The 25,882-nt window shown below is 61.7% G+C and carries 25 protein-coding genes, 1 tRNA gene and 1 pseudogene; 6 read left to right on the top strand and 21 right to left on the bottom strand.

Annotated elements, in window-relative coordinates; genetic code table 11:
• From HLG82_RS04560 to HLG82_RS04545, 4 genes are all read right to left on the bottom strand, one after another.
• Window positions 1-183 (bottom strand): ubiquitin-like protein Pup, encoded by a 183-nt coding sequence (locus tag HLG82_RS04560; RefSeq protein WP_193327515.1) that lies wholly within the window; start codon window positions 181-183, stop codon window positions 1-3.
• Between the two features lie 62 nt (window positions 184-245).
• Window positions 246-1,835 (bottom strand): depupylase/deamidase Dop, encoded by a 1,590-nt coding sequence (gene dop / locus HLG82_RS04555; RefSeq protein WP_193327514.1) that lies wholly within the window; start codon window positions 1,833-1,835, stop codon window positions 246-248.
• Window positions 1,832-3,499 (bottom strand): proteasome ATPase, encoded by a 1,668-nt coding sequence (gene arc / locus HLG82_RS04550; protein WP_193327513.1) that lies wholly within the window; start codon window positions 3,497-3,499, stop codon window positions 1,832-1,834. The genes dop and arc overlap by 4 nt, the downstream gene beginning before the upstream one ends.
• Complete coding sequence (locus tag HLG82_RS04545; protein ID WP_193327512.1) at window positions 3,496-4,611, bottom strand: tRNA (adenine-N1)-methyltransferase; 1,116 nt, start codon at window positions 4,609-4,611, stop codon at window positions 3,496-3,498. Before HLG82_RS04545 ends, arc begins: the two co-directional genes overlap by 4 nt.
• A gap of 50 nt (window positions 4,612-4,661) precedes the next feature.
• Here HLG82_RS04545 and HLG82_RS04540 point away from each other — a divergent pair, with 50 nt between their 5' ends.
• A complete protein-coding gene (locus HLG82_RS04540) occupies window positions 4,662-5,495 on the top strand; it encodes a RecB family exonuclease (RefSeq protein WP_193327511.1) in 834 nt (277 codons plus the stop codon).
• Here the strand turns inward: HLG82_RS04540 and HLG82_RS04535 are convergent.
• Complete coding sequence (locus tag HLG82_RS04535) at window positions 5,485-6,144, bottom strand: HAD family hydrolase (RefSeq protein WP_193327510.1); 660 nt, start codon at window positions 6,142-6,144, stop codon at window positions 5,485-5,487. The two genes, HLG82_RS04540 and HLG82_RS04535, sit on opposite strands and share 11 nt — an antisense overlap.
• An 8-nt stretch (window positions 6,145-6,152) precedes the next feature.
• Window positions 6,153-6,995: an undecaprenyl-diphosphatase UppP gene (gene uppP, locus HLG82_RS04530; protein WP_193327509.1), complete on the bottom strand. Its 843-nt coding sequence runs from the start codon at window positions 6,993-6,995 to the stop codon at window positions 6,153-6,155.
• A gap of 52 nt (window positions 6,996-7,047) precedes the next feature.
• On the opposite strand from uppP, the gene HLG82_RS04525 reads away from it, so the two are divergent.
• The gene (locus tag HLG82_RS04525; protein ID WP_193327508.1) at window positions 7,048-7,983 is read left to right on the top strand and encodes an aldo/keto reductase; all 936 of its coding nucleotides are present in this window, start codon (window positions 7,048-7,050) and stop codon (window positions 7,981-7,983) included.
• A gap of 42 nt (window positions 7,984-8,025) precedes the next feature.
• Here HLG82_RS04525 and HLG82_RS04520 read toward each other — a convergent pair whose 3' ends face one another.
• The 6 genes from HLG82_RS04520 to HLG82_RS04495 all read right to left on the bottom strand — a co-directional run bounded on the left by HLG82_RS04520 (window position 8,026) and on the right by HLG82_RS04495 (window position 12,762).
• Window positions 8,026-8,379, bottom strand: coding sequence for a hypothetical protein (locus tag HLG82_RS04520; RefSeq protein ID WP_193327507.1), 354 nt, complete (start codon window positions 8,377-8,379; stop codon window positions 8,026-8,028).
• A gap of 39 nt (window positions 8,380-8,418) precedes the next feature.
• Window positions 8,419-9,747 carry a M20/M25/M40 family metallo-hydrolase gene (locus tag HLG82_RS04515; RefSeq protein ID WP_193327506.1) on the bottom strand — a complete coding sequence of 443 codons (1,329 nt, stop codon included), beginning with the start codon at window positions 9,745-9,747 and terminating at the stop codon, window positions 8,419-8,421.
• Window positions 9,747-10,970 carry a glutamate--cysteine ligase gene (locus tag HLG82_RS04510; protein WP_193327505.1) on the bottom strand — a complete coding sequence of 408 codons (1,224 nt, stop codon included), beginning with the start codon at window positions 10,968-10,970 and terminating at the stop codon, window positions 9,747-9,749. Before HLG82_RS04510 ends, HLG82_RS04515 begins: the two co-directional genes overlap by 1 nt.
• A 9-nt stretch (window positions 10,971-10,979) precedes the next feature.
• Entirely contained in the window at window positions 10,980-11,705 is a 726-nt protein-coding gene (locus HLG82_RS04505; RefSeq protein WP_193327504.1) for a glutamine amidotransferase-related protein, read from the bottom strand.
• Window positions 11,706-11,735: 30 nt separating this feature from the next.
• Window positions 11,736-12,590, bottom strand: a complete 855-nt coding sequence (locus HLG82_RS04500; protein WP_193327503.1) for a shikimate dehydrogenase family protein — start codon at window positions 12,588-12,590, stop codon at window positions 11,736-11,738.
• An 87-nt stretch (window positions 12,591-12,677) separates the two neighbouring features.
• Window positions 12,678-12,762, bottom strand: a tRNA-Leu gene (locus HLG82_RS04495).
• Window positions 12,763-12,930: 168 nt separating this feature from the next.
• Between HLG82_RS04495 and HLG82_RS04490 the strand changes: the two are divergent.
• Window positions 12,931-13,365, top strand: a pseudogene (locus tag HLG82_RS04490) (pyrophosphohydrolase domain-containing protein); the annotation flags it as partial.
• A gap of 35 nt (window positions 13,366-13,400) precedes the next feature.
• Here HLG82_RS04490 and HLG82_RS04485 read toward each other — a convergent pair.
• The 4 genes from HLG82_RS04485 to imuA' form a co-directional block, all read right to left on the bottom strand.
• The gene (locus HLG82_RS04485; protein WP_193327501.1) at window positions 13,401-13,847 is read right to left on the bottom strand and encodes a hypothetical protein; all 447 of its coding nucleotides are present in this window, start codon (window positions 13,845-13,847) and stop codon (window positions 13,401-13,403) included.
• A 123-nt stretch (window positions 13,848-13,970) separates the two neighbouring features.
• Window positions 13,971-17,204 (bottom strand): error-prone DNA polymerase, encoded by a 3,234-nt coding sequence (locus tag HLG82_RS04480; protein WP_193327500.1) that lies wholly within the window; start codon window positions 17,202-17,204, stop codon window positions 13,971-13,973.
• Entirely contained in the window at window positions 17,201-18,751 is a 1,551-nt protein-coding gene (locus HLG82_RS04475; protein WP_193327499.1) for a Y-family DNA polymerase, read from the bottom strand. The genes HLG82_RS04480 and HLG82_RS04475 overlap by 4 nt, the downstream gene beginning before the upstream one ends.
• An 8-nt stretch (window positions 18,752-18,759) precedes the next feature.
• Entirely contained in the window at window positions 18,760-19,455 is a 696-nt protein-coding gene (imuA', locus tag HLG82_RS04470; RefSeq protein WP_193327498.1) for a DnaE2-dependent mutagenesis accessory factor ImuA', read from the bottom strand.
• A gap of 126 nt (window positions 19,456-19,581) precedes the next feature.
• Between imuA' and HLG82_RS04465 the strand changes: the two genes are divergently transcribed.
• Both HLG82_RS04465 and HLG82_RS04460 read left to right on the top strand, forming a co-directional pair.
• Window positions 19,582-20,115, top strand: a complete 534-nt coding sequence (locus HLG82_RS04465; protein ID WP_193327497.1) for a YbhB/YbcL family Raf kinase inhibitor-like protein — start codon at window positions 19,582-19,584, stop codon at window positions 20,113-20,115.
• A 33-nt stretch (window positions 20,116-20,148) separates the two neighbouring features.
• On the top strand, window positions 20,149-20,619 hold the full coding sequence (locus tag HLG82_RS04460) for a tRNA (cytidine(34)-2'-O)-methyltransferase (protein ID WP_193327496.1): 471 nt from the start codon (window positions 20,149-20,151) through the stop codon (window positions 20,617-20,619).
• On the opposite strand, the gene HLG82_RS04455 is transcribed toward HLG82_RS04460, so the two are convergent.
• Entirely contained in the window at window positions 20,620-22,008 is a 1,389-nt protein-coding gene (locus HLG82_RS04455; protein ID WP_193327495.1) for an LPXTG cell wall anchor domain-containing protein, read from the bottom strand. It lies immediately after the preceding gene.
• A 179-nt stretch (window positions 22,009-22,187) separates the two neighbouring features.
• On the opposite strand from HLG82_RS04455, the gene HLG82_RS04450 reads away from it, so the two are divergent.
• A complete protein-coding gene (locus tag HLG82_RS04450) occupies window positions 22,188-22,487 on the top strand; it encodes a helix-turn-helix transcriptional regulator (RefSeq protein WP_197550578.1) in 300 nt (99 codons plus the stop codon).
• Here HLG82_RS04450 and HLG82_RS04445 read toward each other — a convergent pair.
• The 4 genes from HLG82_RS04445 to HLG82_RS04430 form a co-directional block, all read right to left on the bottom strand.
• Window positions 22,484-23,299, bottom strand: coding sequence for a TrmH family RNA methyltransferase (locus tag HLG82_RS04445; protein WP_193327494.1), 816 nt, complete (start codon window positions 23,297-23,299; stop codon window positions 22,484-22,486). The genes HLG82_RS04450 and HLG82_RS04445 overlap by 4 nt on opposite strands.
• 66 nt (window positions 23,300-23,365) lie before the next feature.
• Entirely contained in the window at window positions 23,366-24,490 is a 1,125-nt protein-coding gene (locus tag HLG82_RS04440; RefSeq protein ID WP_193327493.1) for an SPFH domain-containing protein, read from the bottom strand.
• 20 nt (window positions 24,491-24,510) lie between these two features.
• The gene (locus tag HLG82_RS04435) at window positions 24,511-24,945 is read right to left on the bottom strand and encodes an NfeD family protein (RefSeq protein WP_193327492.1); all 435 of its coding nucleotides are present in this window, start codon (window positions 24,943-24,945) and stop codon (window positions 24,511-24,513) included.
• Window positions 24,946-25,055: 110 nt separating this feature from the next.
• A complete protein-coding gene (locus tag HLG82_RS04430; protein WP_193327491.1) occupies window positions 25,056-25,838 on the bottom strand; it encodes an ABC transporter ATP-binding protein in 783 nt (260 codons plus the stop codon).
• Between the last annotated feature and the right edge of the window lie 44 nt (window positions 25,839-25,882).

Raw genomic sequence — 25,882 nt, 5'->3', positions numbered from 1 at the left:
TCACTGGCCACCCTTTTGCACAAAACCCTGGACGAAGGAGGTCGCATTTTCTTCGAGGATCGAATCGATATCATCCAAAAGATCATCGACATCGAAATCGGCCTGCGAGGCCGTTACCTGCGGCAACTCCTGGCTCTGGCTCTCCTCGCGGCGACGAGGCTGCATAAATTCTTGTTCTGACATGAACTACCTTTCCTTCTTCTCCATCATAGTTCGCCGCACGGGCACGATCAGCGAGCCGCCACCTAAGCCGACGTCAGGCGCACGAGGAAGTCTTCGATCGACGTCGCTTCCTCGAGCATGTCGCCCACCAGATCGTGCCGCGCCCGCTCCGGATACATCAGTGGAATGCGCACCAGCGACTCGTAACCGGGCACGTCAAGCGTGACACCGTCCCACCCAGCCGACATGACCTTGTCGGCGAACCTGCGGATCAGGCCGCCGCGAAGGTAGGCGCGGGTCGACTGCGGGGCATGGCGAGTCGCCCACATGACCTGCTCAGGATGGAAGAGCCGCTCAACGCGGCCCGCCTGATCAAGCCGGTTGACGATCGAACGCTCGGGCCGCAAATCGTGCCACTGCAGGTCAAAGGCGCGCAACTTATCGTTATCCCAGGAACCGCCCGTGCGCTGACGCATCGACTGGAGCATCTGATACTTCGCCACCCATTCGACCTTGCCCGAGGCGGCGAACATGTCGGTGCGGAGCAGGTCGAGCACTTCCTGCCATGTATCGAGCACCTCTCGGGTGTCGTAGTCGATTTTTCCGCGCTCGTCGAGGGCCGAGCGGACGGCGTCGAGATAAATCTGCTGAATCTCGATAGCCGTGCGCTGGGAGCCGTCCTGCATGTCAATCCTCCGCGTCAGCGTGGGATCATGGGATACCTCCCAGGTTGCCCGGATCGGCTCGAAGAACATGAGCGAATCCATGCCCAGGGGCATCGCGTCCTGTTCGATCATCCACAAAACGAGCGAGGTGGCGCCAACCTTAAGCAGGTTCGACACGTCGAACTGGTTGGCGTCTCCGCCAATGACGTGGAGGCGCCGGTAGCGTTCGGCGTCCGCGTGCGGCTCGTCGCGCGTATTGATGATGGGCCGGTTAAAGGTCGTCTCTAGGCCGACGTCGTTTTCCACGTAGTCGGCGCGCTGGGAAATCTGGAATCCCGGATGCTGCGATTTTTGGCCAAGGCCGAGCCTCCCGGCCCCGCAGATGATCGGCCGGGTGACGAAAAAGGGCGTCATATAACGGATAATGTCAGTGAAATCGACGCGTCGATCGACCGAGTAATTCTCGTGTGTGCCGTAGGCGGCGCCCTTGCCATCAACGTTGTTCTTATACATCACCACCGAGCGCCCGGCCTCTTTGAGCAGGTCCATCGACTCGATCGCGATCAATTCACCCGCGCGGTCCCACAAGATGGCCTCGCGCGGATTTATCACCTCGGGGGCCGAGTATTCTGGGTGCGCGTGGTCAACGTAGTATCGAGCGCCGTTGGTCAGCACGGCGTTCGCCGCGCGCGGCAGGGCCAGCTCAGCCTCCGAGGGGCGTCGCACGTGTTCGAGACACGCGTCCCCGGAGGGTGCAGGCAACTCGGGATCGTCCGTGAGCAGCGAGGGATGCGCCGCAGCACGATCGAGGCGGTATCCGCGGGCGTCGTTGAGGGGATCCTCGCCGTGGTAGTCCCACCGGATCGCACCCGCTCCCCCGGAGGCGCTTCCACGCCCGCCAAAGGCATCGACGACCTCCGTCGAGAGCACGATGGGGTTGGCTTGCGGGTTAGATGCGTCGGTGATACCGAATTCCGTCTCTAGCCCGATAGCGCGGCGTACGCTCATATCAGTCCCTTCCGTACGACGTCGTCCCACACGTTAATCGGCCGGTCATCGCCGACGGCCGGCGTCTGTTCTGCTTCCTCGCTCGGCGCGTCGACCTTGCTCGCGGTCAGCGGCTTGACGAAGCTAATGCGCTTACCCGAACTGCGCCCGTGCACGCGAGCCCACTCATCGGGGTTGGTCATCTGCGTAAGGTCCTCGTTTTCCGCCGTCTCCTCGGCGAGGGCGGCAAGCATGTGCTCCGTGCGAATTCCGCGTTCGCCTCGGGAGAGGAGATCCTTGATGGCCAGCTTCTTGGCACGGTCCACGATCGCCGCCAGCATTGCGCCGGACACGAAGTCGCTGACATAAAGGATCTCCTTGGCCCCGTCCGTGTAGGTAAGTTCAACGAACTCGTTGGCCGAATCGCGCGTGAAGAGGCGATCGACCGTGGCACGAGCCATTGCCCGTACCGCGGTCTCGGCACTGCCATGGGCTGCGATTTCGTCGGCGTGAATGGGCAGATCGGGCGTCAGATATTTGAGCAGAATGTCCCACGAACCGTATTGGTTGGGCCGTTCAATGCGAATCTTGACGTCGAGGCGGCCCGGGCGCAAGATGGCCGGATCGATCATGTCCTCCCGATTCGAGGCGCCGATAACGATGACGTTGTCAAGCTGCTCGACACCGTCAATCTCGGCCAGAAGTTGCGGAACGACGGTGGTTTCGACGTCTGAGGACACGCCCGATCCGCGCGTGCGGAACAAAGCCTCCATCTCGTCGAAGAAGATGACAACGGGGATTCCCGACGCCGCCCGGTCGCGTGCACGCGAGAAAATCTCCCGGATCTGCCTCTCCGTTTCGCCCACGTATTTATCGAGCAGCTGCGGGCCCTTGATGTTGAGGAAGTAGGAACGGGACTTCTCGTGCCCGTCACGGCGGGAGATCTTGTGGGCGAGCGAGGTTGCCACCGCGCGTGCAATGAGCGTCTTTCCCGTTCCAGGCGGACCGTACAAGAGGACGCCCTTGGGCGGCTTGAGTCCGTGCTCGCGGTAGAGCTCCGGCTGTTCGAACGGGAGTTCAACCGAATCCTTAATGTGGACGATCTGGGCGTCAAGCCCGCCGATATCCTCATAGGAGACGTTCGGGATCTCTTCGAGCAACAGGTGCTCGACGTCGGGGCGCTCGACATGTTCAAGGATGAACCCGGACTTAAGGTCAGCCAGAACCGTGTCTCCGACCTGGACACGCTGATCCTGCAGGCGCCCGCCGATGCGAAGGACTCGTTCGTCGTCGGCGTGAACTTGGACGAGTGCGCGTTCGGGGTCAATGACGAGTTTGACGGTGACGATTTCGCCCGTGCGCTCATACGTTGAGGTGCCCACCACCACGAGGGCTTCGTTGAGCAGAAGCTCCTGGCCCGGCCGGATAGCCCCCAGCTCGACGAGGGTGGCGGCCGACAGAATCATCTTTCGGCCGTTGACCAGCGCCGTGACCTCATGACGGGCGTGGTCGGCACTGAGAAAAGTCGCCGTCGATCCCGGTGGCGAGGAGAGCTTTTCGACCTGGCCGGAAAGGTCTTGGATGCGTTGACGGGCCTTTTGGAGGGCCTGCGCGAGCCGGTCGTTTTTCTCCTCGAGCGAGGCCAGCGCGCTCTGTAGCCCGAAGATCTCTCCCTGATCGCTCACGATTCCTCCTCGGTGCGCACCTGGCGCCGTTCCTGAAGCCGACGACGATTGCGATCGGTCGACTCCTGATCGAGCTTGGCCCGCATCAGCGCGGCGTTCTGTCCGGATTCCGATGTGCCCGATTGCTCGACGTCGGCACGGTGGGCCACGTCGCGGCGCACCTTGCGCAGCTTCTTATCCGACATGACTCGATCGGGCATGTCGGCTGGATCCCAATTTTCCCACTCCGGAAGATCCGGCCGTGCCGCGGGCGCCGGACGACGTTTGGGAATCAGCGGCTGGCTGCCGCGGGCAATACGGCGTGCGACGACGAGGAAGCCTGTATGGCCCACCATCGAATGGTTGGGGCGGACGGCCAGCCCATCGAGGTGCCAGGTGCGGAGCATGGTTTCGAAGGCTTCCGGCTCCGTGAAGCATTCGCTGTCGCGTAGCTTTTCGACGAAGCGAGACAGCTGGGTCGTGGTCGTGACGTATCCGACGATCACGCCGCCCGAGCGCAACGCGCGAGCCGCATGGCTGATGATCTCCCACGGCGCGAGCATGTCGAGGACGACGTGATCGAGCGCCTCGGCCTCCATCTCGTCCAGCGCGTCGTTGGCGTCCCCCACGTACAAGTCCCACGGGGGTACCGCCGGCCCGTACCACGACTCGACGTTCGCTTGGGCAATCTCGGCAAACTCGTACCGGCGCTCGCATGAGGTCAGGTGGCCCTCGGGCCCGATCGCCGCCAGGAGCGACAACGATAGACCGCCAGAACCGACGCCCGCCTCGAAGACCTTGGCGCCGGGGAAAATATCACCCTGCTGAATGATCTGGCCGGAATCTTTGGGATAGACCGGCGTGGCGCCGCGCGGCATGGACAGCACGTAGTCCGCCACGAGAGGGCGCAGGGCCTGAAGGACGTGCCCCGTCTCGGTTTCAAAGACGGTGCCCTCGGGCTTGCCGATCAGCTCGCGGTGGCGGAAGTTGCCACGCTGGGACTGGAAGTAGCCATCGTGGGTCAGGAGCGTCGTGTATTTGCGGCCCTTGGTGTCGGTGAGCTGAACTCGTTCGCCCGCACGAAAAGGACCACGGCGGCGCTCTGCGCCAAGCGGATGTGGATAGTTACTCATTGAAGCTATCTTACGGAAAATTGTCGGACGCAGTCACTACGGTAGGGAGCATGAAACGTCACGCTGCTCTCTCCCCCTCGCGGGCCAACGATTTTAAGTCCTGCCCGCTGAAATTCCGCTTTCGCACCATTGACAAGATGGAGGAGCCTCCCTCGCTTGAGGCTCTTCGTGGCACACTGGTCCACTCCGTGCTTGAACACCTCTTTGACGCGCCGCCGCTCGATCGCACCCCGGATCACGCCCAGGATCTGCTTGAGCCGCGCTGGCGGGCCCATGTGGACAAGGCCCCCGAGACGGAGGGCCTCTTCGAATCGGAGCTAGCCATAGCCGAGTGGCTCGGCTCCGCGCGCACGCTCATTGCGAACTATTTCAAACTGGAAAACCCTGCCTTCCTACAGCCTGCCGCGCGTGAGGAGTTCGTCAACGCCGTTCTCCCCTCTGGCCTGGCGATTCGAGGCATCATCGATCGCTTGGATCGGGCGCCGAACGGGCAACTTCGTGTGGTCGATTACAAGACGGGCAAGTCCCCTTCCCCGCGTTTCCAAAACGAGGCAATTTTCCAGATGCGGTTTTATGCCGCCGCGCTGTACTACGCCGAAGATACGCTTCCGGCGCGCACTCAGCTCATCTATCTCAAGGACGGGCGGGTGCTGACCTACGATCCGGTTCCTCTTGACGTCGATGGGCTCACGATGGAGCTCGATGCCCTGTGGTCGGCGATTCGTTCGCGTATTGATTCAGGTGCCTTCGAGGCGAAGAAGAGCCCGCTGTGCCAATGGTGTCATTTTCAGAGCATCTGCCCAGCTTTCGGCAACAAGGCGCCCGAGATGGACGGGGAAGGCGCAGCCCAGCTATTGACGGCCCAGGTCGGCGCTAAGCCATGACCGCGCGGAGGAAGTCCTCATCGGCCTCAGCAAGGGAGCCAATAATAATGACGTCCTCGCGGCCGCTGAGGTCCATCTTGAGCGGAACGCCCACTGTGACCGCGCCCGCGGCGCGCGCAGAGGCAAGCCCATAGACCGAATCTTCAAAAGCCAGCGTGCTGCCGGGTGAGACGCCAAACCGCTCGATCGCTTTCGTGTATGGCTCCGGATCTGGTTTGCCGTTCGTCACTTGGTCGCCTGTGATGGCCACCTCGAGGGATCCTGGCGGAGCCTGATCAAGGGTGAGGCGAGCAAAAGACATCCGCGAAGCCGTGACCAGTGCACTCGGTATGCCAAGAGCAGTCACCCGCTCAAGGAGATCGAAGGCTCCGGGGCGCCACGGCATGCCGTGTTCTTCGCCGAGCTCCACCACTCGGTCAGTCAGCGCGTCGGCTAGAAACTCGGCGCTGACAGAGAGCTCCAGATGGGACACCAGGTACCTGCAGGCATCGAGCAGGTTGAGGCCGACGACGGCCATCTCATCACCGGGCCGCCATTGCCGCCCCAAGTCTGCGAGGATCTCCGTCTCGGCCCGAAACCACAGGGCCTCGGTGTCCGTCAAGGTCCCGTCCATATCGAACAAGACGGCGGCTGGCAAAGATGCGCGCATCGACGCTCCTAGTATGTGCTCATCAGGCCGCTGCCCAGCAAGTAGACGAGCAGCCCGGCAAGAAGCAGACGGTAAACGACGAAGGGAAGATAGTTCTTCGTCTCCACAAGCTTGAGGAAGCCCACGATCACCGCATAGCCGACCACGAACGCCGTAACAGTAGCGGCGAGGGTCGCTACGGCACCCGCCTGCGGGCCCGTCCCATCGTCGCTGAGGAGTCGGTAAAAGCCGGATCCCAACACGGCCGGGATTGCCAAAAAGAAGGAGATTCGTGCCGCCGCCGAGCGCGTATACCCGAGCGCCAGTCCGACCGTGATCGTGCCGCCCGATCGCGACACGCCCGGAATGAGCGCCATCGCCTGAGCGAAACCCAGGACGACGCCGTCGCGAATCGACATCCGATCCAAGTCCTTCGCACGCTTGCCCATGCGATCCGCCAAGCCGAGCAGGATGGCGAAGAGTGCAAGCATGAGCGCCGTCAGGTAAAGGTTGCGGAAGACGGTGTCGATCCAGTTTTCCAGTAGCAAGCCGAGTACGACGATCGGAATCGAACCGAGGATGACGATCCAGCCCATCCGCGCGTTGGGATCTGAGGCGGGCACCTGGTTTTTCCACGGCCCCACCGGCAGGGACTTGAACCACTGCGCGATGATTCGCACGATGTCCTTCCAGAAATACAGGACGACGGCGATCTCCGTGCCAATCTGAGTCACAGCGGTGAAGGTCACGCCCGGATCTCCGAGCGAGGGGAAAAGCTCACCCACAATGCGCAAATGTGCGGAGGACGAAATCGGAAGAAACTCCGTCAGCCCCTGGACGATTCCCAAGACAATGGCTTCAATAATACCCACGCGCCCAAGCCTAAACCCTCATCTGGGCTCACCGTACGTTAGGCTCTGGGATATGAAGCACACCTTTTTAGGAGGCACCGGCCTGCGCATGGGCCAGCTCGGCCTCGGCACGCTGACCTGGGGACGAGACACGGAACTCGAGGACGCATCGAAGATGGTCGCCACACTACTGGACCACGGCGGCACCACCATCGACATCTCCCCCGTCTACGGCGAGGGTCTCGCCCAGCACGTGCTCGGCGCCGTCTTCGATGGAGGAATTGACCGCAGCGACGTCGTCGTGGTTGCCCATGCAGGAAACTTCTATCACGAATCGGGCGTGCGCTTTAACGGCGGACGCAGCGCCATCATGGATTCGCTTCACACCACGCTTTCCCAGCTCGGAACCACGTACGTGGACGTCCTTCAACTGGCCGCTCCAGATCCGCGCGTTCCCGTGGACGAACAGCTGGGCACGCTGTCCGCCATCGTGGCCAGTGGCGCAGCCCGATACATTGGCCTGGCAAACCACCCCGCCTGGCGCGTGGCGCGCGCCGCTCAATACCTCGACGATCGCCACCTCACCGCACTCGGATCGATCGGAGCCGACTACTCGGTCCTTCAGCGCAAGCCGGCCGGGGACCTCACCGCCGTCGCGCGCGAATTTAACTTGGGAATCATCGCCCAGGCTCCGCTCGCGGGGGGCGTCCTCACCGGCAAGTACCGCCACACGATTCCCGCCACATCGCGGGCCGCGACCGATCACCTGTCAGCCACCGTGGATCACTACCTCACCGACAAGCCGCGCCGCACAGTCGAAGCAGTCGTCAAGGCAGCAGACGGTCTCGGACGCACACCAGCAGACGTTTCCCTCGCGTGGCTGTTGGGGCAACCCCAGGTGACGTGCGCGCTCATTGGCGCCCGAACCAACGCACAGTTTGAACAAGTGTTATCGCTGGATATCGCGCCGTTGCCGGGTCCCGTCGCCCAAGCAATTTCCGAGATCTGATCGTTCTGAGCGTGTCACTCGCCGTGGCGAGCCCAGCCGCGGCTAGTCGTCAAGATCGAACTCGTCGAGATCCTCGTCGTCGAGGTCGTCGAAATCGAAATCATTGTCATCCTCGAGGTCCTCGTCGTCTTCGAGGTCGTCATCCTCGAGGTCCTCGTCGTCAACGTCCTCGTCGTCGAAATAGTCTTCCTCGTACTCGTCATAGGTATCGAGGGGCGTTTCGACGCCGTACTGCGTGTAGAGCGCGTCGTCGTAGAGTGTGAAGGCATCCGCAAGTGCATCGGCCGCGGCCAAAATGGATGGGTCTTGCGGATCACGGGCCGCCATAGCGGTCGCGTTGAACTCCTGAAGTGCGAAGATCAGTCGATCACATGCTGCTTGAGTTTCTTTAGCCATGAAAGAAGCCTAGCCCACTCCGCCCACATTTACGTACCCCTAAAGCCGATCGATGAATTCGCGCAGCACCTGGGAGCCGAAGGACAGGGAATCCACCGGAACTCGCTCGTCGACGCCGTGGAACATCGCCGGAAAATCGAACCCCTCCGGCACCCGGACCGGAGAATACCCGTATCCGGCGATTCCGAGAGAGCCGAGCGCTTTGTTATCTGTGCCCGCCGACAGCAGGTAGGGCAACACGTAAGCCTGCGGGTCTTTCTCCTTGAGGGCACCGACCATGGCATCGACGAAACTTCCCTCCGTCGAGCACTCGTAGCCATCGGCGTCGTGAAGCATGCCCACCGTTAGCCCTTCGGTGAGCTCGGCGATGCGCGCCCCCACCTCTCGCTCCGTGCCGGGGATGGCGCGCACATCCACGCTTCCCTGCGCCGCCGAGGGAATGACGTTCGCCATGTACCCGCCGTTCATCGACGTCAGGTTTGCTCCCGTGCGTAAGGTGGCCCCGACGTAGGCGCGGGCAGGGCCGAGCGCATCAACCAACGCCCGCAACGTCTTTTCGTCCTGCGGGTCAAACGGCAAACCGGATAGTTGCGCCGTCCCGTTCAAGAGCTTCGTCACCGTTTCGGTGAGTGCCAGGGGCCAGGGCTCATCCGCGATCGCCGCCATCGCGCGGGCAAGCTTGGCCACGGCGTTGTCGTCGTTGACCTGCGAACCGTGCCCCGCCTTTCCTTCCGCGCGCAAGGTGTACCACGTGAGCGACTTTTCGCCCGTCTGTAACAGGTAAACCCGCTTGCCGTCGACGTAGGTGTTGTAACCGCCCACCTCTGAGATCGCATGGGTGGCGCCGTCAAACAGGTGCGGGTGTTGCGACACCAGCCACTGGCATCCCATGTGTCCGCCGGCCTCCTCGTCGGCAAACATGGCGACGATGAGGTCGCGCGGGGGCACGTATCCCGTCCGGGCGATCTCGCGCACGACGGCCAGGATCATCGCGTCCATGTTCTTCATGTCCACTGCGCCGCGGCCCCAGAGATAGCCGTCCTTGATCTGCGCCCCGAACGGATCAACCGACCAGTCTTCAGCCACCGCCGGCACCACGTCAGTATGCCCGTGAATGACAACGCCTCCGCGGCGCTCGCCCGTCTCCGGATCAACCTCAACCTCACGCTTCTTGCCCGGGATCCGCACGACGACGGACGGCCGGCCCGGCGTCGGGCCAAGGTAGTCCGGTTCAAGCCCGACCTCGTGGAGAAGGTCCATGATGTAGTCCGCTGCGGGCTTCTCAATGATATCCCGACCGTCATTCGACGTATCGAAGCGGATGAGCTGCTGAGCGATGTCAAGCGCCTCGGCGTATAGCTCGGCCATTATTTCTCCTTCGACGGCGCGCTCTCGTTGGGCGCATATGCGGGGGCATGAGCCTCGTCGGTTGCGGCGATGCCTTCGGTTTTGAAATGGTCCGGATCTAGCGGATGGCCGGCCGCCATTTCCGCGATCATAAAGTCCACCACCGCTTCGCGCGATTGGCCATAGTACGCACCTGCGCGCAGAAGACGCCGGTAGGGAGCGCCGATGCGCAAGACCGTGTGAACCGTCATGAGTTCCTCAAGGCAACCAAGTTCCTCAGCGATGGGCCGCAGCTTGTCGACCATGCGGGCAAGCGTCTGGCTCACCGGCTCCTCGTTGCCCGCGGCATCAAGGATGAGGGTAGCGTCCATGCCGTAGCGCGCCGCCCGCCACTTGTTCTCGATCACAAACCACTGCGGCAAGGTGGGAAGCTCCCGGCCGGCGTCGTACTCTCTGGAGAAATACTCCACCAAACACTGCGAAAGCGCGGCGATCATGCCCACCTCCGCTAAGTTGGTGGCGGCGTCGGCCACCCGGAACTCGAGCGTGCCGAACTTCAGCGACGGCCGAACATCCCATCGCACCTCGTCGAAGCTGGAGATAATCCCCGTCTTGGCCATCCCGCAATGGTATTCCTCCAGCTCCTCCCAGCAGCTGAACTGGTGGGGAACCCCGGCGGTGGGCAACTGCTGGAAGACCATCGCCCGGTTATCGGCGTACCCCGTGCTCTTCCCGTCCCAAAACGGCGACGACGCAGTCAAGGCTTGGAGGTGGGCGAAGCGGGTCAGAACAGCCTTGAGAATAGGTAACACCTTCGCCCGATCCTCGATGCCCACATGCACGTGCGTGCCGAAAAGGAGCATTTGCCGCCCCCAATACCGCGTTCGGTTGACCAACTCGGCATAGCGTTCGGTGTCCGTCACCCGCTGGTAGACCGGATTGGCGAAGGGATGAGTGCCCGAGGAGGCGAGGACGATGCGCATCGGCTCAAGCACCGGCGCCAACGTGTCAAGCCCCTCCTGAAGGTCATCCATGCACTCCCGGATCGTCGAATGCGGGCGGGTGACCAGCTCAATGGTGTTCAGGAGCATCTCGCCATGAATCATCGAGGTGTCTCGATCGAGCGCGCGCGCCTGGGTGAGGATCGTGTCCGCCGCCTGACGCAGGTCGTTTGAGTCGCGGTCGATCAGCTGAAGTTCCCATTCGATGCCCACGGTCGATCGTGGCGAGGATGCGAATTTCATGGGTCACTCCTAGCAATAGCGATTGATGAAATGGGAAATGACTGCGGCGCTGAAGGAGTAGTCGTAGCCGAGCGATCGTGCGCGAACGGCGTCGACCTGCCCCGGAGCGAAGTACTTGCTGCCGTTGTAGTAGTCGATGCGAATCTTGACCGACTCCTCGCCGATCTCAGGGTGGAACTGCGTGCCGTAGACATTTTCTCCGTATCGGAGTGCCTGGATCGGGCACAGCTCGGAGGAGGCCAGCACCACCGTGCCGGCGGGTGCTTCAACGATGGCCTCCGTGTGGCCGACGACGGCCGGAAAAGCCTCCGGGAGCGAGCCGAAGATGGCGTCCCGCTTGCCTTCTTCCGTCAATTCGATCGTCACGGCCTGAATCTCTTCGCCGTAGTCCCTCGTCAACCTGGCCCCGAGCGAGACGGCGAAGGACTGCAACCCGTAGCACAGACCAAGATAGGGAAGGTCACGCTCGAGGACCACCGCGTTGAGCTCGTCGAGCACCTCTTCAACGGCAATCTGCTCGGCGGTCTTCGACTCGTGTTCCTCGAGGTAGCTGTAGACCGATCCCGAAACGATGATGCCAGAGTATTCGGTGGGGTCGATGCGTGGCCGATCTTCGAGGGAAAAATACACGAGAGCGTCACGGCTCAGCTTGCCCTCGCGCAGGACGGCCGCGTATTCGTCGTCTCTGATGATGCGTGCGCCTGCTGGTCGGGCGGCAAGAAATGCGAACGGCATAGGCACAGCCTACCGAAGAACGCCCTCCGGTTAAGAATTGACCGCCGCCGAAGCAACCTCGAAAGGCATATCGATGCCGAGCCAGATTTTCTCGCACACGGCGGCCTGCCCGAGGAGCATCCGGATGCCCTCGACAGTCCTCGCGCCGGCCTCGCGTGCGTCCTCAAGGAGCTTGGTCAGGCGAGGATGGTAGACCGCGTCTGCGATCGTGTGGTGTGGCGAGATCCAATCCCGCTCAATGAGGGATTGCCCTGCGAGTTCACCCATACCCACGGCGGTGGCGTTGACAACGATGTCGGCCTCGTCGACGGCGGCCGCCAGCACTTCGCGTTCAGCGAGGTCGCCGAGCGTAAGGTCGCATCCGCTCCGTTCGGAGAGCGAGGCGAGCCGGTGAGCAATTTCGTCCAAGCCAGGCTTGGCGCGGTTGAAGACTTTGACACTCGCGACGCCGTCGAGTGCGGCCTGCGTCCAAATCGCGGCGGCCGCTCCCCCGGTTCCCAGCAAAACAACCTTGGCCCCTGCCACGCGCGTTCCGGCCCTGCGGATCTCGTTGAACAGGCCGGCTCCATCCGTGTTGTCACCCATGATCAGTCCGTCGCGGAAAGTCAGCGTGTTAACGGCCCTCATCTCGCGTGCGGCATCGCCCAGAACATCGACATGGTCAACCACCTCAGTCTTGAACGGCATCGTGACGTTCGCCCCGGCGTATCCCAGCTGCCGTAGCGCGGCGACCGCGGGCCCGATCTTGTCAATCTCGTGGGCGACATAGACCGCATCAATTCCTAGGTGGTCAAAGACAGCGTTGTGCAACTGGGGAGACTTCGAATGTTGCACGGGCCGTCCGAGAAGCGCATAAACGGCCGTCGTGGCCCGAGGAAAACTCATGCCATCACTCTAGCCGCCGCGGGCCGCCCACGCGCGAGAGAGCAAGATGTGAAAAGAGCCGGTATCTCTACCGGCTCTTTTCACCTGTGCGCGGAGGGGGACTTGAACCCCCACCCACTATACGTGGACTAGCACCTCAAGCTAGCGCGTCTGCCTATTCCGCCACCCGCGCAGGTCTGCTGCGTTCGCAACAGGTAAGAACTTATCACCACACCCCCACCTTTGCCAAAATCGCAGCCATGGTTTGAGGTGTGATCTGCGACAACATCTCCAGCAAGATTCACGAGCAGGTACATTGGAGGGTATGAGTTCTCATGATTTTCTTCCCGATCCGAACCGGCCGGAAGACTTGGTCCGCCAATTCCACGAGACCTACGGGCTTCCCATCGCCACAGACTCCCCCAATGCTGACCGAGAACGCGTCCACATGCGCATGAGCCTCGTCGCCGAAGAATTCGCCGAACTTGTCGGCGCCGTCTACGGACGCCAGGCGCGCGCAACAATCGAAGACGCCTACACGGCTGCGCGAAGCTCAGACGACGGCACACGCGACACCGTCGAAGTGGCAGATGCCCTCGCCGACCTGACCTACGTCGTCTACGGCATGGCGCTCGAACTCGGAATCCCCCTCGCCGACGTCTTGCGCGAGGTCCAAGCCTCCAACATGTCCAAGCTCGGCGCCGATGGCAAACCGATCTATCGTGAAGACGGAAAAGTCCTCAAGGGGCCAGGATTCTTTCAGCCGGACATCGCCGGAGCACTCGGCCTGGAGTGAGGCTGGGCCCACAACGGCGGACCCCCACGCAGTGCTCAGTCCTCGTCCACGATCTCGGCGTCCTCGATCTCATCCTTCAACGTCAGCGCAAGAACCTTGGCAGCGAGATCGTCGATACGTCCCTCGAACTCCTTCATTTTTTCCTTGCGATTTCTGCCATTCATCGAGTCCACAATCGGCAGGGCGTTCTCGATCGTGTCGAGTTCCTTCCGCCACGCCGTGGCGCGCTCGGCCACCGACGTGTTGTTGGCCGTGCCGTAAAGGTAGGTCGTCTGCTCTCGCAAAACACCGATCCGGCTCTTCAACGCCGCGGTGCCGCGCTTGGACTTTCCGGCGCCAGCCAACGCGCTAACCCGGCCCTTGAAGGCCTCGTACAGCTCCGGGTTGTCATTCATCACCTTGCGAATCTGCGGCCCATATGTGCGCACGATGCTATAGATGGCTGGCCCTGCGGTCGTCGCGATGCGCAGGAGAACTTTCATTTTGCCCAACGTAGGCCCCTTCCATTCTTTCCTTTCATCTTAGCTTCGCACCAAGCGCCGTGGCAGTGTGAAATCCCGGCAACACCCACGCAGGCCTTTACACCTCCTGCGGATGGCGGCGGGTCAGCGAAAGTCCCTCGATGCCAACGGCACGGACAGGTCGAGCTTCTCCGCGGCGTCGGCAACAAGGTTCGTCACCCCATCAGCTCGCTCAACAACGCCACGGACGATCAGCCCTTGGGACGTGCGCAGCACCTTTCGATATCTCTCCCACAGCCCCACCGAGCAGACAACGTTCAGTAAGCCGCTCTCGTCTTCCAGCGACAAGAAAGTAATTCCCGACGCCGTGTGCGGACGTTGCCGATGCGTAACCACCCCCGCCACCTTGACTCGGCGCCCTGGCCGGCACTCAGCCAGCGCACCGATGCTCACCACTCCTTCACTGTCCAGCCTGCTGCGCAAGAACTCCATCGGATGGGCGCTCACCGACAGGCCCGTCGACCGCAAATCCGCCATGTTCTCCTCCACGGGGCTCATCGGCGCAAGTTGAGGAGCCTTGGCACCAACGTAAAGGCCCGGAATAGTCAGCTGGACTGATTGCCTGTTCCTCGTGGCGACGTACGACAACGCTTCGGCCGCCCAAATTCCCTCGCGTCGCCCCATTCCGAGGCTAGAGAGTGCCCCCGCTGCGGCGAGCTTTTCAAGATCAGCAGTGGAAAGTTGAGCGCGACGGGCCAAATCGGCAACGGAGTCGAACTGGCGTTCATCCCGGGCCGCCAAGATTCTGCCGACAGCGCCGTGTAGTCCCTTGATATTCGACAGGCCAAGGCGCACGCCCCGACACGGATCGGCGTCAACCAGAGGATGCGTACGCGCCTTGCGCCACGGCGTCGTCTCCACGTGCGAATGCTCATGCGAGAAGCACACGTCAACCGGCAAGACGAGCACACCGTGACGGCGAGCATCGGCGACCAGCGTCTGAGGCGAATAAAATCCCATCGGCTGGGCGGCCAATATCCCTGCATAAAAATTCTCCGGATAATGCACCTTGAGCCACGCGCTCGCATATACCAAATACGCAAATGAAAACGAATGAGACTCGGGAAAACCAAACTCCGAAAACGCTTCTAGCTTGTTGTAGATCTCTTCGCGCACTGCAGGGCCAATGCCACGCCGGGCCATGCCTTCCATGAGCTCATCACGTAAATCGCGCATACGCTCGTGGCTACGCTTCGCGCTCATCGCCTTACGTAACTGGTCAGCCTGGGCGGGGGTAAAGCCCGCGGCATCGATGGCGATCTGCATCAGCTGCTCTTGAAAAAGCGGGACACCGAGCGTCTTCTCTAACGCGTTTTCGAGGAGCGGATGCGAGTAGGTGACGGGCTCGCGCCCACGCCGCCGATTGATGTACGGGTTGACCGAATCTCCCTGGATCGGCCCAGGACGAATCAATGCCACTTCGATAACGATGTCATAGAACGTCCGAGGCCGAATGCGAGGAAGCGTGGCCATCTGCGCCCGCGATTCAACCTGGAAAACGCCGATCGTGTCCGCGGCACACAGTAGGTCATATACGCGCCCATCGTCCTGGTCAATGTTGTGCAGGTCCAGCGGCTGTCCATTACTCGCCCTGATCCCACGCTCTGTGAGCTCGCTAAAAGCAATCCGAAGCGCGCTGAGCATTCCCAATCCCAGCAGGTCAAACTTCACAAGACCTGCCTGAGCACAATCGTCCTTATCCCATTGGAGGACCGTGCGCCCCTCCATGCGCGCCCAACCAACGGGGCACACCTCAATCACCGGACGGTCACAAATCACCATTCCACCGGAGTGGATACCAAGATGGCGAGGTAGACGTTGCAAGCGTGCCGCAATATCGGCCACCGCGGCGGGGACGTCTTCGTCAATACCCCAGCGTTGAGCGAACGCGCCGGCTGGAGTCTGCTCCGAGACCGTGCCAGTCAGCCGCCGTTCAACCGACTTCGCCCACGCGTCTGCCTGACCGGGCTCATACCCGAGGGCACGGGCGGCGTCCCGGATGGCCGAACGCGGACGATACGTGATGACATTGGCAACCTGGGCCGCATGGCGCCGCCCATACCTTTCATACACGTGCTGAATCACTTCCTCGCGGCGAGAAGCCTCAATATCCATGTCAATATCGGGCGGTCCAGAACGCCCCGGCGAGAGGAAACGCTCAAACAGCATACGATGCCGAACCGCATCAACCGCCGTAATCCCGAGGGCAAAACACACCGCCGAATTCGCGGCCGAGCCACGCCCCTGGCACCAGATGCCCCGCCTCGCACAAAAGTCAACAATCTCGTGGATGATCAAAAAGTACCCGGGAAAGTTCAGCTGCTCAATCACCTCGAGCTCGTGGTCGATTTGTTTCCAAGCGCGCGGGTGGGAGGCACGGCTTCCATAACGGCGCAAGGCTCCCTCCTCCGCTAGGTGACGCAACCACGTGGCTTCGGTATGCCCAGCTGGTGCTGGGAACGGAGGTAGCTGCGGGGCGACGAGGGCGAGGTCAAATGAGCATTCCCGCCCAATCCTGTCAGCTACCTCCACCGCATACGGATGATCCTCGTGGAGCTGAAGCATCTGCTCCCCTGATTTCAAGTAGGACGGCCACGCCGCCAGCCAGCTTCGATAGTCCTCCAACGATTGATTCGCACGCGTTGCCGCCATGACGTCGGCAACCACCGCGTCCCGCGGCCGCGCACTATGAACGTTGCCTGTTGCGACCGCCCGCAGACCCGCCTCTCGTGCTAACTCGACGAGGTGATGGTTGCGCTCGCGATCATAGGGCTGGCAGGAGTTGACGATTTCTACAGCCACATTTTCGCGCCCGAAGAGCGCACTCAGGCGATCCAAGTAGGCTCTAGCCTCATCCAACGCCCACACTCCCGGGGCAGTTTCCAAAGCCCGGCGCAGGCCACCCTTGCGGCACCCCGTCAAAATTTGCCAGTTCTTGGCCGCGCTCGAGAGGCTTTCCAAGCTGTGGTTGGCATAGCCCTTCACGCCTGAAGCCAGCATCGCTTCACCGATAGTCTGCGAAAGCGCGCGGTATCCCTGCGCATCGCGGGCGAGGATGAGCAGGTGTTCGCCGTCAGGATCTTTCTGCCCCAACCGGGGCAGGCCGCCGATCGTCACCTCCGTCCCGATGACCGTGGGCAGGCCATAGCGGCGCGCCGCCGTCGCAAGTTGAACGACGCCGGCAAACCCATCATGGTCGGTGAGCGCCAAGGCGGTCAGCTCGAGTTCGACCGCGCGTTCAACGAGGTCAGAGGGCATGCATGCTCCGTCGAGGAAGCTGTAAGCCGAGTGAACGTGGAGTTCGGCATAGGGAATCATTGATAGACCCCCACCAGCCACCAGCGCTGCCCCTCGCGGCACAGAAGATAGCCGCACAATTCGTTATCGACGATCTCCAGCCAGGCCTGACGCTGATAGGCGGATGGATCCCACCAGCCCGTCATCTGTAGCCAAGGTCCGGCGATTTCCTTGACCACGACGGCCCGCCCTGCCGCACGTAAGCTCGCCGGGCGTGGATCGCCGCACCCCTGCTGACAGGAGAAGACACCAAGCGCATCCAGCATGCATGCATGCCCACCCGAGTCAAGGATTTCCGCCTGCTCCGGAGGGTTTTTCACGCGGGGCGGCCAAGGTAACGGCACCGCCCCCGGCCAAGGATCTTCACGACGCCGGATGCCCGCGGCCTGGTCCCATAAACGCATGCGATACGCCTCCAACGGATGACGCCCACCCACATATTCCGGCACAGTGACAGCCTGGTCACCCAAGAGACCCTGAATCCGACTCACTGCCCGGGCAGCCGCGTCCCGGCTGGCGCGGTCCGTTCCCCACAGTTTGCCTTGGGCATGCCCGGCTGGCGCGACAACGCTTGCGGCTACCGAGATATGGGGGATGGCTGACACAGCATCACAGGAGGCGTCATCTCGGTCAGTCATCCATGCCGCTAGCTGCCAGCGCACGCGATCCGTGATGTCGCGTGCGCTGGCGGCATCCAGTGTCCACACCCGTTGCCAACTTCCCGATTCACCACGGGTAGTGATCGTGATTTCCTGTGCGATGAGGCCTCTATGCACAAGCTCGCCCGCCAATTCCTCCGCCATATCGCGTGCAAGGAAAGCAGCCTGGTCGAAATTCTCTAGCGGCGGATCCGCGTTACGCTCGGCCACAAGTTCGTGGGCATCGTAGGCACGCCCCTCATAGTCGATGTCCCCGCCATCAATGAGCGCACCTACGTGGTGCCCCGTTTGCCCAAAGCGTGTGGCCAACGCATGGCGATCGAGCAGTCGCAGATCGCCAATCCGATGCACACCTAAATCCTCCATCGCGCTGATGAAATGACGCATGTTCTCGCGTGATTTCGCCGTGAAAGTGGCGTGGATGAGATCCCCCACCGGATGGGAGTCAAGAAAAGTACGTGCATGACGAACGTGGGCGTCTTGACGGGCCGCCAGAATACTCGTCAGGAGCCCTTCACCAAAACCGACATGGGCCTCTAGCCCTTCCTCGGCGATGTCACCCACCAGATTTTCCGACAGCTGCCGCATGCTGCCCGCCGATGCCACCGGCCCCTTGGCGAGGAAGGTGATAAGGCCTGGCTCCAACACGCTGATATAGGCGATATGCTCCTCACACGCCCTCACGACCCGCTCAAAATGAATGACGTCCACGTCAGGCACATGCCTCATCAGGCGCAGATTCGGGACGAGCGATTGGGCCTGCCTACGTCTCATTCCTACCCGCACGCCCTCCACATGGGCCAACCCATTGAGCGCGATAACACGCTGATCATACAAGGCAATGGGCTCATCGGCACGAGCTTGCCCGGCCAGGACCACTGCCGCCACCGGCCAATCAGGGATCCACACGCTTCCCCTTAACATGCTGCCTGCCCTCCCACGAGGCTCAGCCCCGTTGGCTCCACGGCGACCATCTGGCTTCCGCCGTCCGAGTAACGCACACGCGCTTGTCCCCAAGGCGTGAGTATCTGATAGTCAGCCGCTCGAATATGGCCTCGGCCCTTCGTCACGCCATGCATCCCCACCAGCTGACATTCGACGTTGAGTGAGGCATGTACCCAACCCCGCCCCAAAAGAAGAGCACCCTGAGAAAGGGTCCGACGCTGGAGCACGCGGCGTTCGCGGTTATCCAAGGCAACGTTGCCAACAATCACCACATCAAACCCATCAACGGCCGCGCTGACCACCCGGGCGCTGTTGGCCTCCACTTTCTCTACGACGGCCACTCGACTCGTATCAACGCCCAAGCTTTCTGCACACGACCATCCCATCTCCGGATCCGCGAGAACGGCGATCCACGCCCCCTGCCGGGACGCGACTGCGGCGAGCAGTGACATGAGAAAGCTCGATCCTTGCACGTTCACCACCCCACGCCGCATGAGCCCCTGGGGCAACGCTCCTGCTAGGTAGGCGGGCACCGGAAAGGCATCTGCGCTCACTTCTCCGGCAACGGTAGCCCTCCGCCCCGCCTCCCCAGCGCGCACGACACGCAAGCCAGCCCGCGCTTCAGCCTCAGCAAGCGCCTTTTGCGCGATCGCTAACCTGTCCACCATTCACCTCCTCGAACACTTGTTCGACATTCATCGTAGGGGTAAGCTCCGACAAAAACTAGCCAGGCGTCCACGCGCGCCCACCCACACTTCCGCACACTTGTGAGCCTCATCGCATATAGTGCAAGCATGAACCTAGAACGACCTCCCGCACCCAACCCCTACGACCTCCTCCCCCACGTCCCCTCCTTCACCCTGACGAGCCCCACGATGTCCGACGGCGGGACGATGCCCGATAAGCACCTCGGATTCAAGGACAACATTTCTCCTGCCCTTGAGTGGTCAGGCTTTCCCGAGCAGACACAAGGCTTTGCCGTCACATGTTTTGATCCAGATGCGCCGACGCCGTCCGGCTACTGGCACTGGACTGTCTTAGACCTCGACGACACCACGACATCACTGGCCGAAGGCGCGGGCCACCATGACCTCACCCTTCCCGGTGCCGCCAGCCACATCCGCAACGATGCCAACGAATTCGCCTACTACGGTGCCGCACCCCCAGAAGGAGACGTCCACCCGCATCGCTATATTTTCGTGGTGCACGCCCTCGACGTCCCTTCTCTCGAACTGGACCCCGAAGACACGACGCCGGCAACCGCCGCATTCCACACCGTCTTCCATACAATCGCACGGGCGCAACTGACCGTGACCTACCAGCGATAGCTCAGAATCGAGCACCCACGCTAAGCTAGGTGGGTGCTCGATTTTGTTTTTCATGAACCCAAGATTCCCGGCAACACGGGTAACGCCATCCGCCTAGCGGCCTGCACGGGCGCCCGTCTGCACCTTATTGAACCGCTGGCTTTTAATTTCGACGACGCTCATCTCAAGCGCGCAGGCCTCGACTATCACGACCTCGCCGACCTCGTCATTCATAAATCTTGGCAGGATGCAAAAGAGTACTTCGGCCCCCACCGTCGAATTTTCGCCTTCACCGGCCACACCTCGAACAATTACGCCGACGAAGCCTACCGTGAAGACGACATCCTCCTGTTTGGCACGGAGCCGACCGGGCTACCGGAATCTGTGCTCGACGATCCCCGGATTACGAAGATGCTGAGGATTCCCATGTTGCCCGGCCGGCGATCGCTTAATCTTGCCAACTCGGCATCCATCGCCCTCTACGAGGCGTGGCGCCAACTGAGTTTCGCAGATGCGGCGATGTAGCTAGCGCCGACGCATCAGTAGCGCCCCGCCCCCTCCTGCCAGACCGACCGCAAGGAGTGTGAGCCCTGAAACTTCGCCTCCCGTATTCGGTAGCTCGCGAGCCGGACCAGTCCCGGCGTTCGGGCTCACCTCTGCGACGGGCGCTGTTGCGGGAACGATCGGCGTTGCGCTGGGCCTTTCCACGAACACGGTTTCGGCGGGTTCGAAGAAGGGCATGACCACGCGCGCCGCAGGCTCATCTCGCCCCTGAAACTCACCCCTGACGACGACGGTGTACCAACCACTGTCGATCCTGTCATCGAAGGAGATCCCGTATTCGCCCGGCGCGTTGATGCTGAGCGGAATCGTGGAATGCGCCACCAGACCCTCCGGCACATGCTTCTGTTCTGGCAGCTGGCTGTCAAACGGACCGTAGAGATCGGCCACGATGTCATAGACGGCCGCCTGGCCCTCCTCGACCGGCCACGCATTCGCATCGACCTTGATCATGTCGGTAATCGTGGCATTGTCACCGGTGAGGTCAACCGAAGCGCGAGTGGATATGGCCACGTTGGGCACAGCCTGGCGGAGTACCGCCTCCTGTTCGACAGTGCCACGCTCGCCCGGCATATGCATATCTTGGGCCACTTCGTGGTGCCCCGTCTTCAATGAATGGCCAGGGATATCGGTGTAGACCACGCGTATGGCCAGTTCGCCCCGAGATTCGGAGATCGCAAACCGCTGCGCAGCACCCTGCGTGTACCCCTCGAGGACAGACTGGCCCGTATCGGCCCAAACGCCGCCACTGAGCTCGGCGCGGAACGGGATTCCTGAAATCGGCACTCCTGCCCGGCCAACAACGGTAAAGCCCGTCACAGACGCCTCACCATAGCTGATATCTCCGGCGCGATGAGGACCCGCGAGCTTAGCCGCCTCACCTAAGAGATCGCGTGCCTGCTCCCTCCACTCGGCGTTGCCCGTGGCACTGATGCCGTATCCGCCGCCCGCGAGCTCGTGGAGAGCAATCGTGAAAACCTCAGGAGGAACGCCGTCCACAGTTTGCGACCCCCACAAATCGAGGACCGCCGCGGCGACGCCCGTCTTTGAAGCGGCAATTGTTGTATCCGGCCCCCTCTCGGTGCCGTGGCGGACATACTCCTCCCCCGCCACCGTCTCGGTATAGCTCGTAAAGTCGGCGTTCTCCAGGCCTTGCTGAAAAGTGAAATTCAGCTGGGTGTCGCCCGTGCAGACAGCTATGGGGACGCCCTCGCTTGTGATCCCTGCCCATCTACTATCTTCTGAGGATAGGCGCTCCCAGTGCCGCTCCGCCGCCGAGGCAGAGGGTGCGAGCACCGCCAGCGCAGCGCCCAGCAAAAGAATCAGAATTGATCGACGAATGTTTGTTTGCATGATTTTCCCTTCGACGAGCTCATCATGGCTAAAACCGAACGCCGACGTTTTTCAAAAACATTCAAAAGTGGACAACCGATACCACTGACGAACATGTGGATAATTTTTCTGCGTCACAAAATGGCCAATGCCGTGTTTACCCTGCAGACTCTTGCCGTGTAAACACGGAATATAGGCATGTGACCGAACATTCTGCAGCCGAACGCGCCTTCGCGTCCACTTTCGGCAAGACGCTCATTAACCATCGCAAGCGCCTGGGCCTGACACAGGAACAGGTGGCACTCGAGGCCGACATCAACCGTAACCATTATCAGCTTCTCGAATACGGCCGGGCAGACCGCAAGTCCAACAACCCTGCCAACCCGCGGCTCAACACACTGATCAAGCTCGCACGGGTATTCGACTGCTCCGTTGCCGACCTCCTCAGACAGGCGCTCGAGGACTACGACACCATGGAGAACCTCACCAAAGCGTCCTAACGCGGCTTCAGCGCCCAAGCAGCCACCGCGCTTGTGGCCGCAACGTTGAGCGAATCAATCCCTCCCGCCATCGGGATCGTCACGACGTAGTCTGAATTCGCCATCGTTCTGCGGGACAAGCCGTCACCTTCCGTGCCTAAAATCAGCGCGACCTTTCCCTCACGCGCGGGTTCCATCGCGGCGAATTCGTCCAGCGAAACGGCGCGGTCCGTGAGGGCTAACGACGCCGTCGTCCACCCTGCTGTGGACAGCTGACCGATCGACCGCGGCCAGTGATCGACGCGGGTCCATGGCACCTGAAACACCGTCCCCATCGACACCTTGACCGAGCGCCGGTAGAGCGGATCAGCACAGTGCTCGGTCACGAGCACCCCGTCTACCCCCAGCGCGGCTGCAGAACGGAAAATTGCACCCACATTCGTATGATCAACGAGGTCTTCGAGGACGAATAGGCGTCGCGCTCGCGGTATCGAGTTCAAGAAGCTCTCCACGCTTGGTAGCGCAGGACGGTCGAAAGAAGCGATAGCACCGCGGTGAACGCGGAAACCAGTCAGCTGCTCGAGGAGATCGTCCGGGAGGACGAAGAGTGCGACGTCGTCGTCGAACAATCCGCCAAGGCTTTCGAGCCACCGATGCGTCATCACGGCCGACCGCGGGCGGTATCCAGCCACGACCGCGCGCCGAATGACCTTCTCGCCCTCGGCCAGAAAGAGCCCACGTTCGCTTTCAAGCTTGCGGCGCAAGGCCACGTCGGTGAGCCGCAGAAAGTCGTCGAGGCGGGGATCGGAAAGGTCAGTCACGTTAATCATCACGGATGCTACTTTGCCACAAAATGCGCAGAAGCGGCCGCTAGAAATGCTAGCGGCCGCCCCATCCTTTTAGTTCAGCTCATCCTCGGTGGAAGGAATCGGGTCAACAACGCTGGGCTGCTGGCCGACCTCCACGCGTGGGTTGAACGTCTTGCCCGAATGGGTGCCGGACTCTTCCGCCTCGGACGAGGCGCGGCTGGCCTCCCCGCGTGCGTCGGCAAGCGCCGCCCCCACATCCTGGAGATTGGTTGAGGCGAGCGAGTCCGCGATGTCCTCATCGAGCCCATCGAAGTTGACGGTGACGGGCTCGTCGCCGGCGCGGCCGGTGAAGCCCTTGGTGACGGCGTCGAGCGCCGCGGTCAGTTCGGTCGGAACAATCCACAGCTTCGAGGACTGCGAATCGGCGATCTGCGGAAGCACCTTGAGATACTCGTAGGACAGCAGCTTCGGATCGGCATTTCCGCGGTGGATAGCGTCGAACACCTGCAAGATCGCTCGCGATTCGCCCTGAGCCTCCAGGATGGCCGACTGTGCAGAGCCTTCGGCGCGGAGAATCGCGGACTGCTTCTCGCCCTCGGCGCGGAGAATCGCGGACTGCTTAACACCCTCGGCGGTGAGGATCGCGGCACGGCGATCACGCTCGGCCTTCATCTGCTGCTCCATCGCGGACTGGACAGTTGCCGGCGGGTCGATGGCCTTCAGCTCCACGCGCGAGACGCGAATGCCCCAACGGCCGGTCGCCTCGTCGAGTACGCCACGTAGCTGACCGTTGATCTGGTCGCGACCGGTCAGCGCCTGCTCCATGTCCATCGATCCGATGATGTTACGTAGCGTTGTCACTGCCAGTTGCTCGATGGCTGACATAGGATCGGCGATCTCGTAGGTGGCTGCCTCAGGCTGAGTGACCTGGTAGTAGATGACCGTGTCAATGTTGACAACGATGTTGTCCGATGTAATCACCGGTTGCGGCGGGAACGGCACGACCTGTTCACGCATGTCGATGCGTTGACGGACCGAATCGAAGAACGGGATCAGGAAGTGCAGACCAGGACGAAGCGTCTTGTTGTACTTTCCGAGCCGCTCGATGATGACCGTGAACCCCTGATGAACCTGGATGACGGACTTGGCGATAATGACGACGACAAGCAGCGCCAGTATCGCAAGGAAGACGAGCAAAACCATGTTGTCTGGCATGACTCCTACTTTCTGTTGTGCTAGGACTCATTGTGGAAGGGTGTGACGACGACTCGTGCGCCTTCCACACTTTGAATAACGACGGCGGTGCCTTCCGCAATCACAGCTCCTGGCGTCTTTGCACTCCATACTTCGCCGCCGACCTTGACGCGTCCGCCCTTGACGTCGACCTCGCAGAGGGCGTAGCCCATCTGCCCGGTCATCGCATACACGTTTGATTCCCCGTGGGAGGAATCGTTGACGTGCTTGCGCGCCCACGGGCGAACGAAGACGATACCGAGAATGGCAACGATGCCGAAGATCACGATCTGAAGCGCTAGCGCGTGAGGTGTGACCACTGAAGTGATGGTCGCAGCAAGCGTGCCTGCTGCAAACATCATGAAGAGAAAATCAACCGTCAGCGTCTCTGCGATGAGCAGGACGACGGTGATGATTGCCCAAATACCCCAAGCCATGAAAATCCCATCTCGTGAATGTTGCGTCCACCCAAGTCTACGTGCGAATCGGCCATTGGCAGCTACGCCTGCGAGGGGAATACTTCCCTGTGCGCCCGGGTCTGTTTGCCCTACTTCGCCTTTGCGGAGAATCGGCCACCCTCGGCCTTGACCTCGACCTCAACGTCGAAAACCTCAGACAGCGTTTGCGAAGTCATGACGTCCTCGAGCGGGCCGCTGGCCGCAACCTTGCCGTCTTTGAGGAGGAGGCCGTGAGTGAAGCCCTCCGGGATGTCCTCCACGTGGTGTGTCACGAGGACCATGACCGGCGCATAGATTCCCCCGGCGAGCGCCGACAGGGAGGCGAGCAGGTGCTCACGACCGCCCAGATCGAGGCCCGATGCCGGCTCATCAAGAATGAGAACCTCAGGGTCAGGCATGAGGGCCCGCGCAATTCCCACCCGCTTGCGTTCCCCAGACGACAGTGTGCCCCACGTGCGCTCGGCCAGTTCGGCCACGCCGAGGACAGCGAGAAGCTCGAGGGCTCGCGCGTCGTCCTGATCCTCGTAGCTTTCTTTCCACGTGCCTACGACGCCGTAGGCAGCGCTTCGTACAACGTTGAGGACCGTTTCGGCGTCGTTGATGCGCTGATCGAGCGCGGAAGATGAAAGCCCAACGAGCGGATAAAGCTCGGAGACGTCCGTGTGACCGAGTTCTTCGCCAATGATCGTCACTTTGCCCGACGTCGGATGCATGCGGCCCGAGACGAGCCGCACGAGCGTCGTCTTGCCGGCGCCGTTGGGGCCGAGCACAACCCAACGTTCTCCTTCGTTGACCGACCAGTCGATACCGTCGATAATTCGGCGTCCGCCGCGGCGGACGATGACGTCATTTACCTCTAAAACATCTCCCATGCCCATAAGCCTAGTTGACGGGGAGGTCGGCGTGCGTGGTAGCG

Source organism: Trueperella pecoris (genome assembly GCF_014926385.1).
In the GTDB taxonomy this organism is placed as follows: domain Bacteria; phylum Actinomycetota; class Actinomycetes; order Actinomycetales; family Actinomycetaceae; genus Trueperella; species Trueperella pecoris.
This window is presented reverse-complemented; position numbering and strand designations above follow the sequence as displayed.

Bases quoted from the DNA above. Each gene is read 5' to 3' on its own strand.
- HLG82_RS04545 (WP_193327512.1), bottom strand. From the start codon at position 4,611: ATGAGTAACTATCCACATCCGCTTGGCGCAGAGCGCCGCCGTGGTCCT.
- HLG82_RS04525 (WP_193327508.1), top strand. From the start codon at position 7,048: ATGAAGCACACCTTTTTAGGAGGCACCGGCCTGCGCATGGGCCAGCTC.
- HLG82_RS04465 (WP_193327497.1), top strand. From the start codon at position 19,582: ATGAACCTAGAACGACCTCCCGCACCCAACCCCTACGACCTCCTCCCC.
- HLG82_RS04560 (WP_193327515.1), bottom strand. From the start codon at position 183: ATGTCAGAACAAGAATTTATGCAGCCTCGTCGCCGCGAGGAGAGCCAG.
- imuA' (WP_193327498.1), bottom strand. From the start codon at position 19,455: ATGGTGGACAGGTTAGCGATCGCGCAAAAGGCGCTTGCTGAGGCTGAA.
- HLG82_RS04435 (WP_193327492.1), bottom strand. From the start codon at position 24,945: ATGGCTTGGGGTATTTGGGCAATCATCACCGTCGTCCTGCTCATCGCA.
- HLG82_RS04440 (WP_193327493.1), bottom strand. From the start codon at position 24,490: ATGCCAGACAACATGGTTTTGCTCGTCTTCCTTGCGATACTGGCGCTG.
- HLG82_RS04505 (WP_193327504.1), bottom strand. From the start codon at position 11,705: ATGCCGTTCGCATTTCTTGCCGCCCGACCAGCAGGCGCACGCATCATC.
- HLG82_RS04430 (WP_193327491.1), bottom strand. From the start codon at position 25,838: ATGGGAGATGTTTTAGAGGTAAATGACGTCATCGTCCGCCGCGGCGGA.
- HLG82_RS04510 (WP_193327505.1), bottom strand. From the start codon at position 10,970: ATGAAATTCGCATCCTCGCCACGATCGACCGTGGGCATCGAATGGGAA.
- HLG82_RS04520 (WP_193327507.1), bottom strand. From the start codon at position 8,379: ATGGCTAAAGAAACTCAAGCAGCATGTGATCGACTGATCTTCGCACTT.
- HLG82_RS04535 (WP_193327510.1), bottom strand. From the start codon at position 6,144: ATGCGCGCATCTTTGCCAGCCGCCGTCTTGTTCGATATGGACGGGACC.
- HLG82_RS04480 (WP_193327500.1), bottom strand. From the start codon at position 17,204: ATGATTCCCTATGCCGAACTCCACGTTCACTCGGCTTACAGCTTCCTC.
- HLG82_RS04500 (WP_193327503.1), bottom strand. From the start codon at position 12,590: ATGAGTTTTCCTCGGGCCACGACGGCCGTTTATGCGCTTCTCGGACGG.
- dop (WP_193327514.1), bottom strand. From the start codon at position 1,835: ATGAGCGTACGCCGCGCTATCGGGCTAGAGACGGAATTCGGTATCACC.
- HLG82_RS04515 (WP_193327506.1), bottom strand. From the start codon at position 9,747: ATGGCCGAGCTATACGCCGAGGCGCTTGACATCGCTCAGCAGCTCATC.
- HLG82_RS04540 (WP_193327511.1), top strand. From the start codon at position 4,662: ATGAAACGTCACGCTGCTCTCTCCCCCTCGCGGGCCAACGATTTTAAG.
- HLG82_RS04455 (WP_193327495.1), bottom strand. From the start codon at position 22,008: ATGCAAACAAACATTCGTCGATCAATTCTGATTCTTTTGCTGGGCGCT.
- HLG82_RS04485 (WP_193327501.1), bottom strand. From the start codon at position 13,847: ATGAAAGTTCTCCTGCGCATCGCGACGACCGCAGGGCCAGCCATCTAT.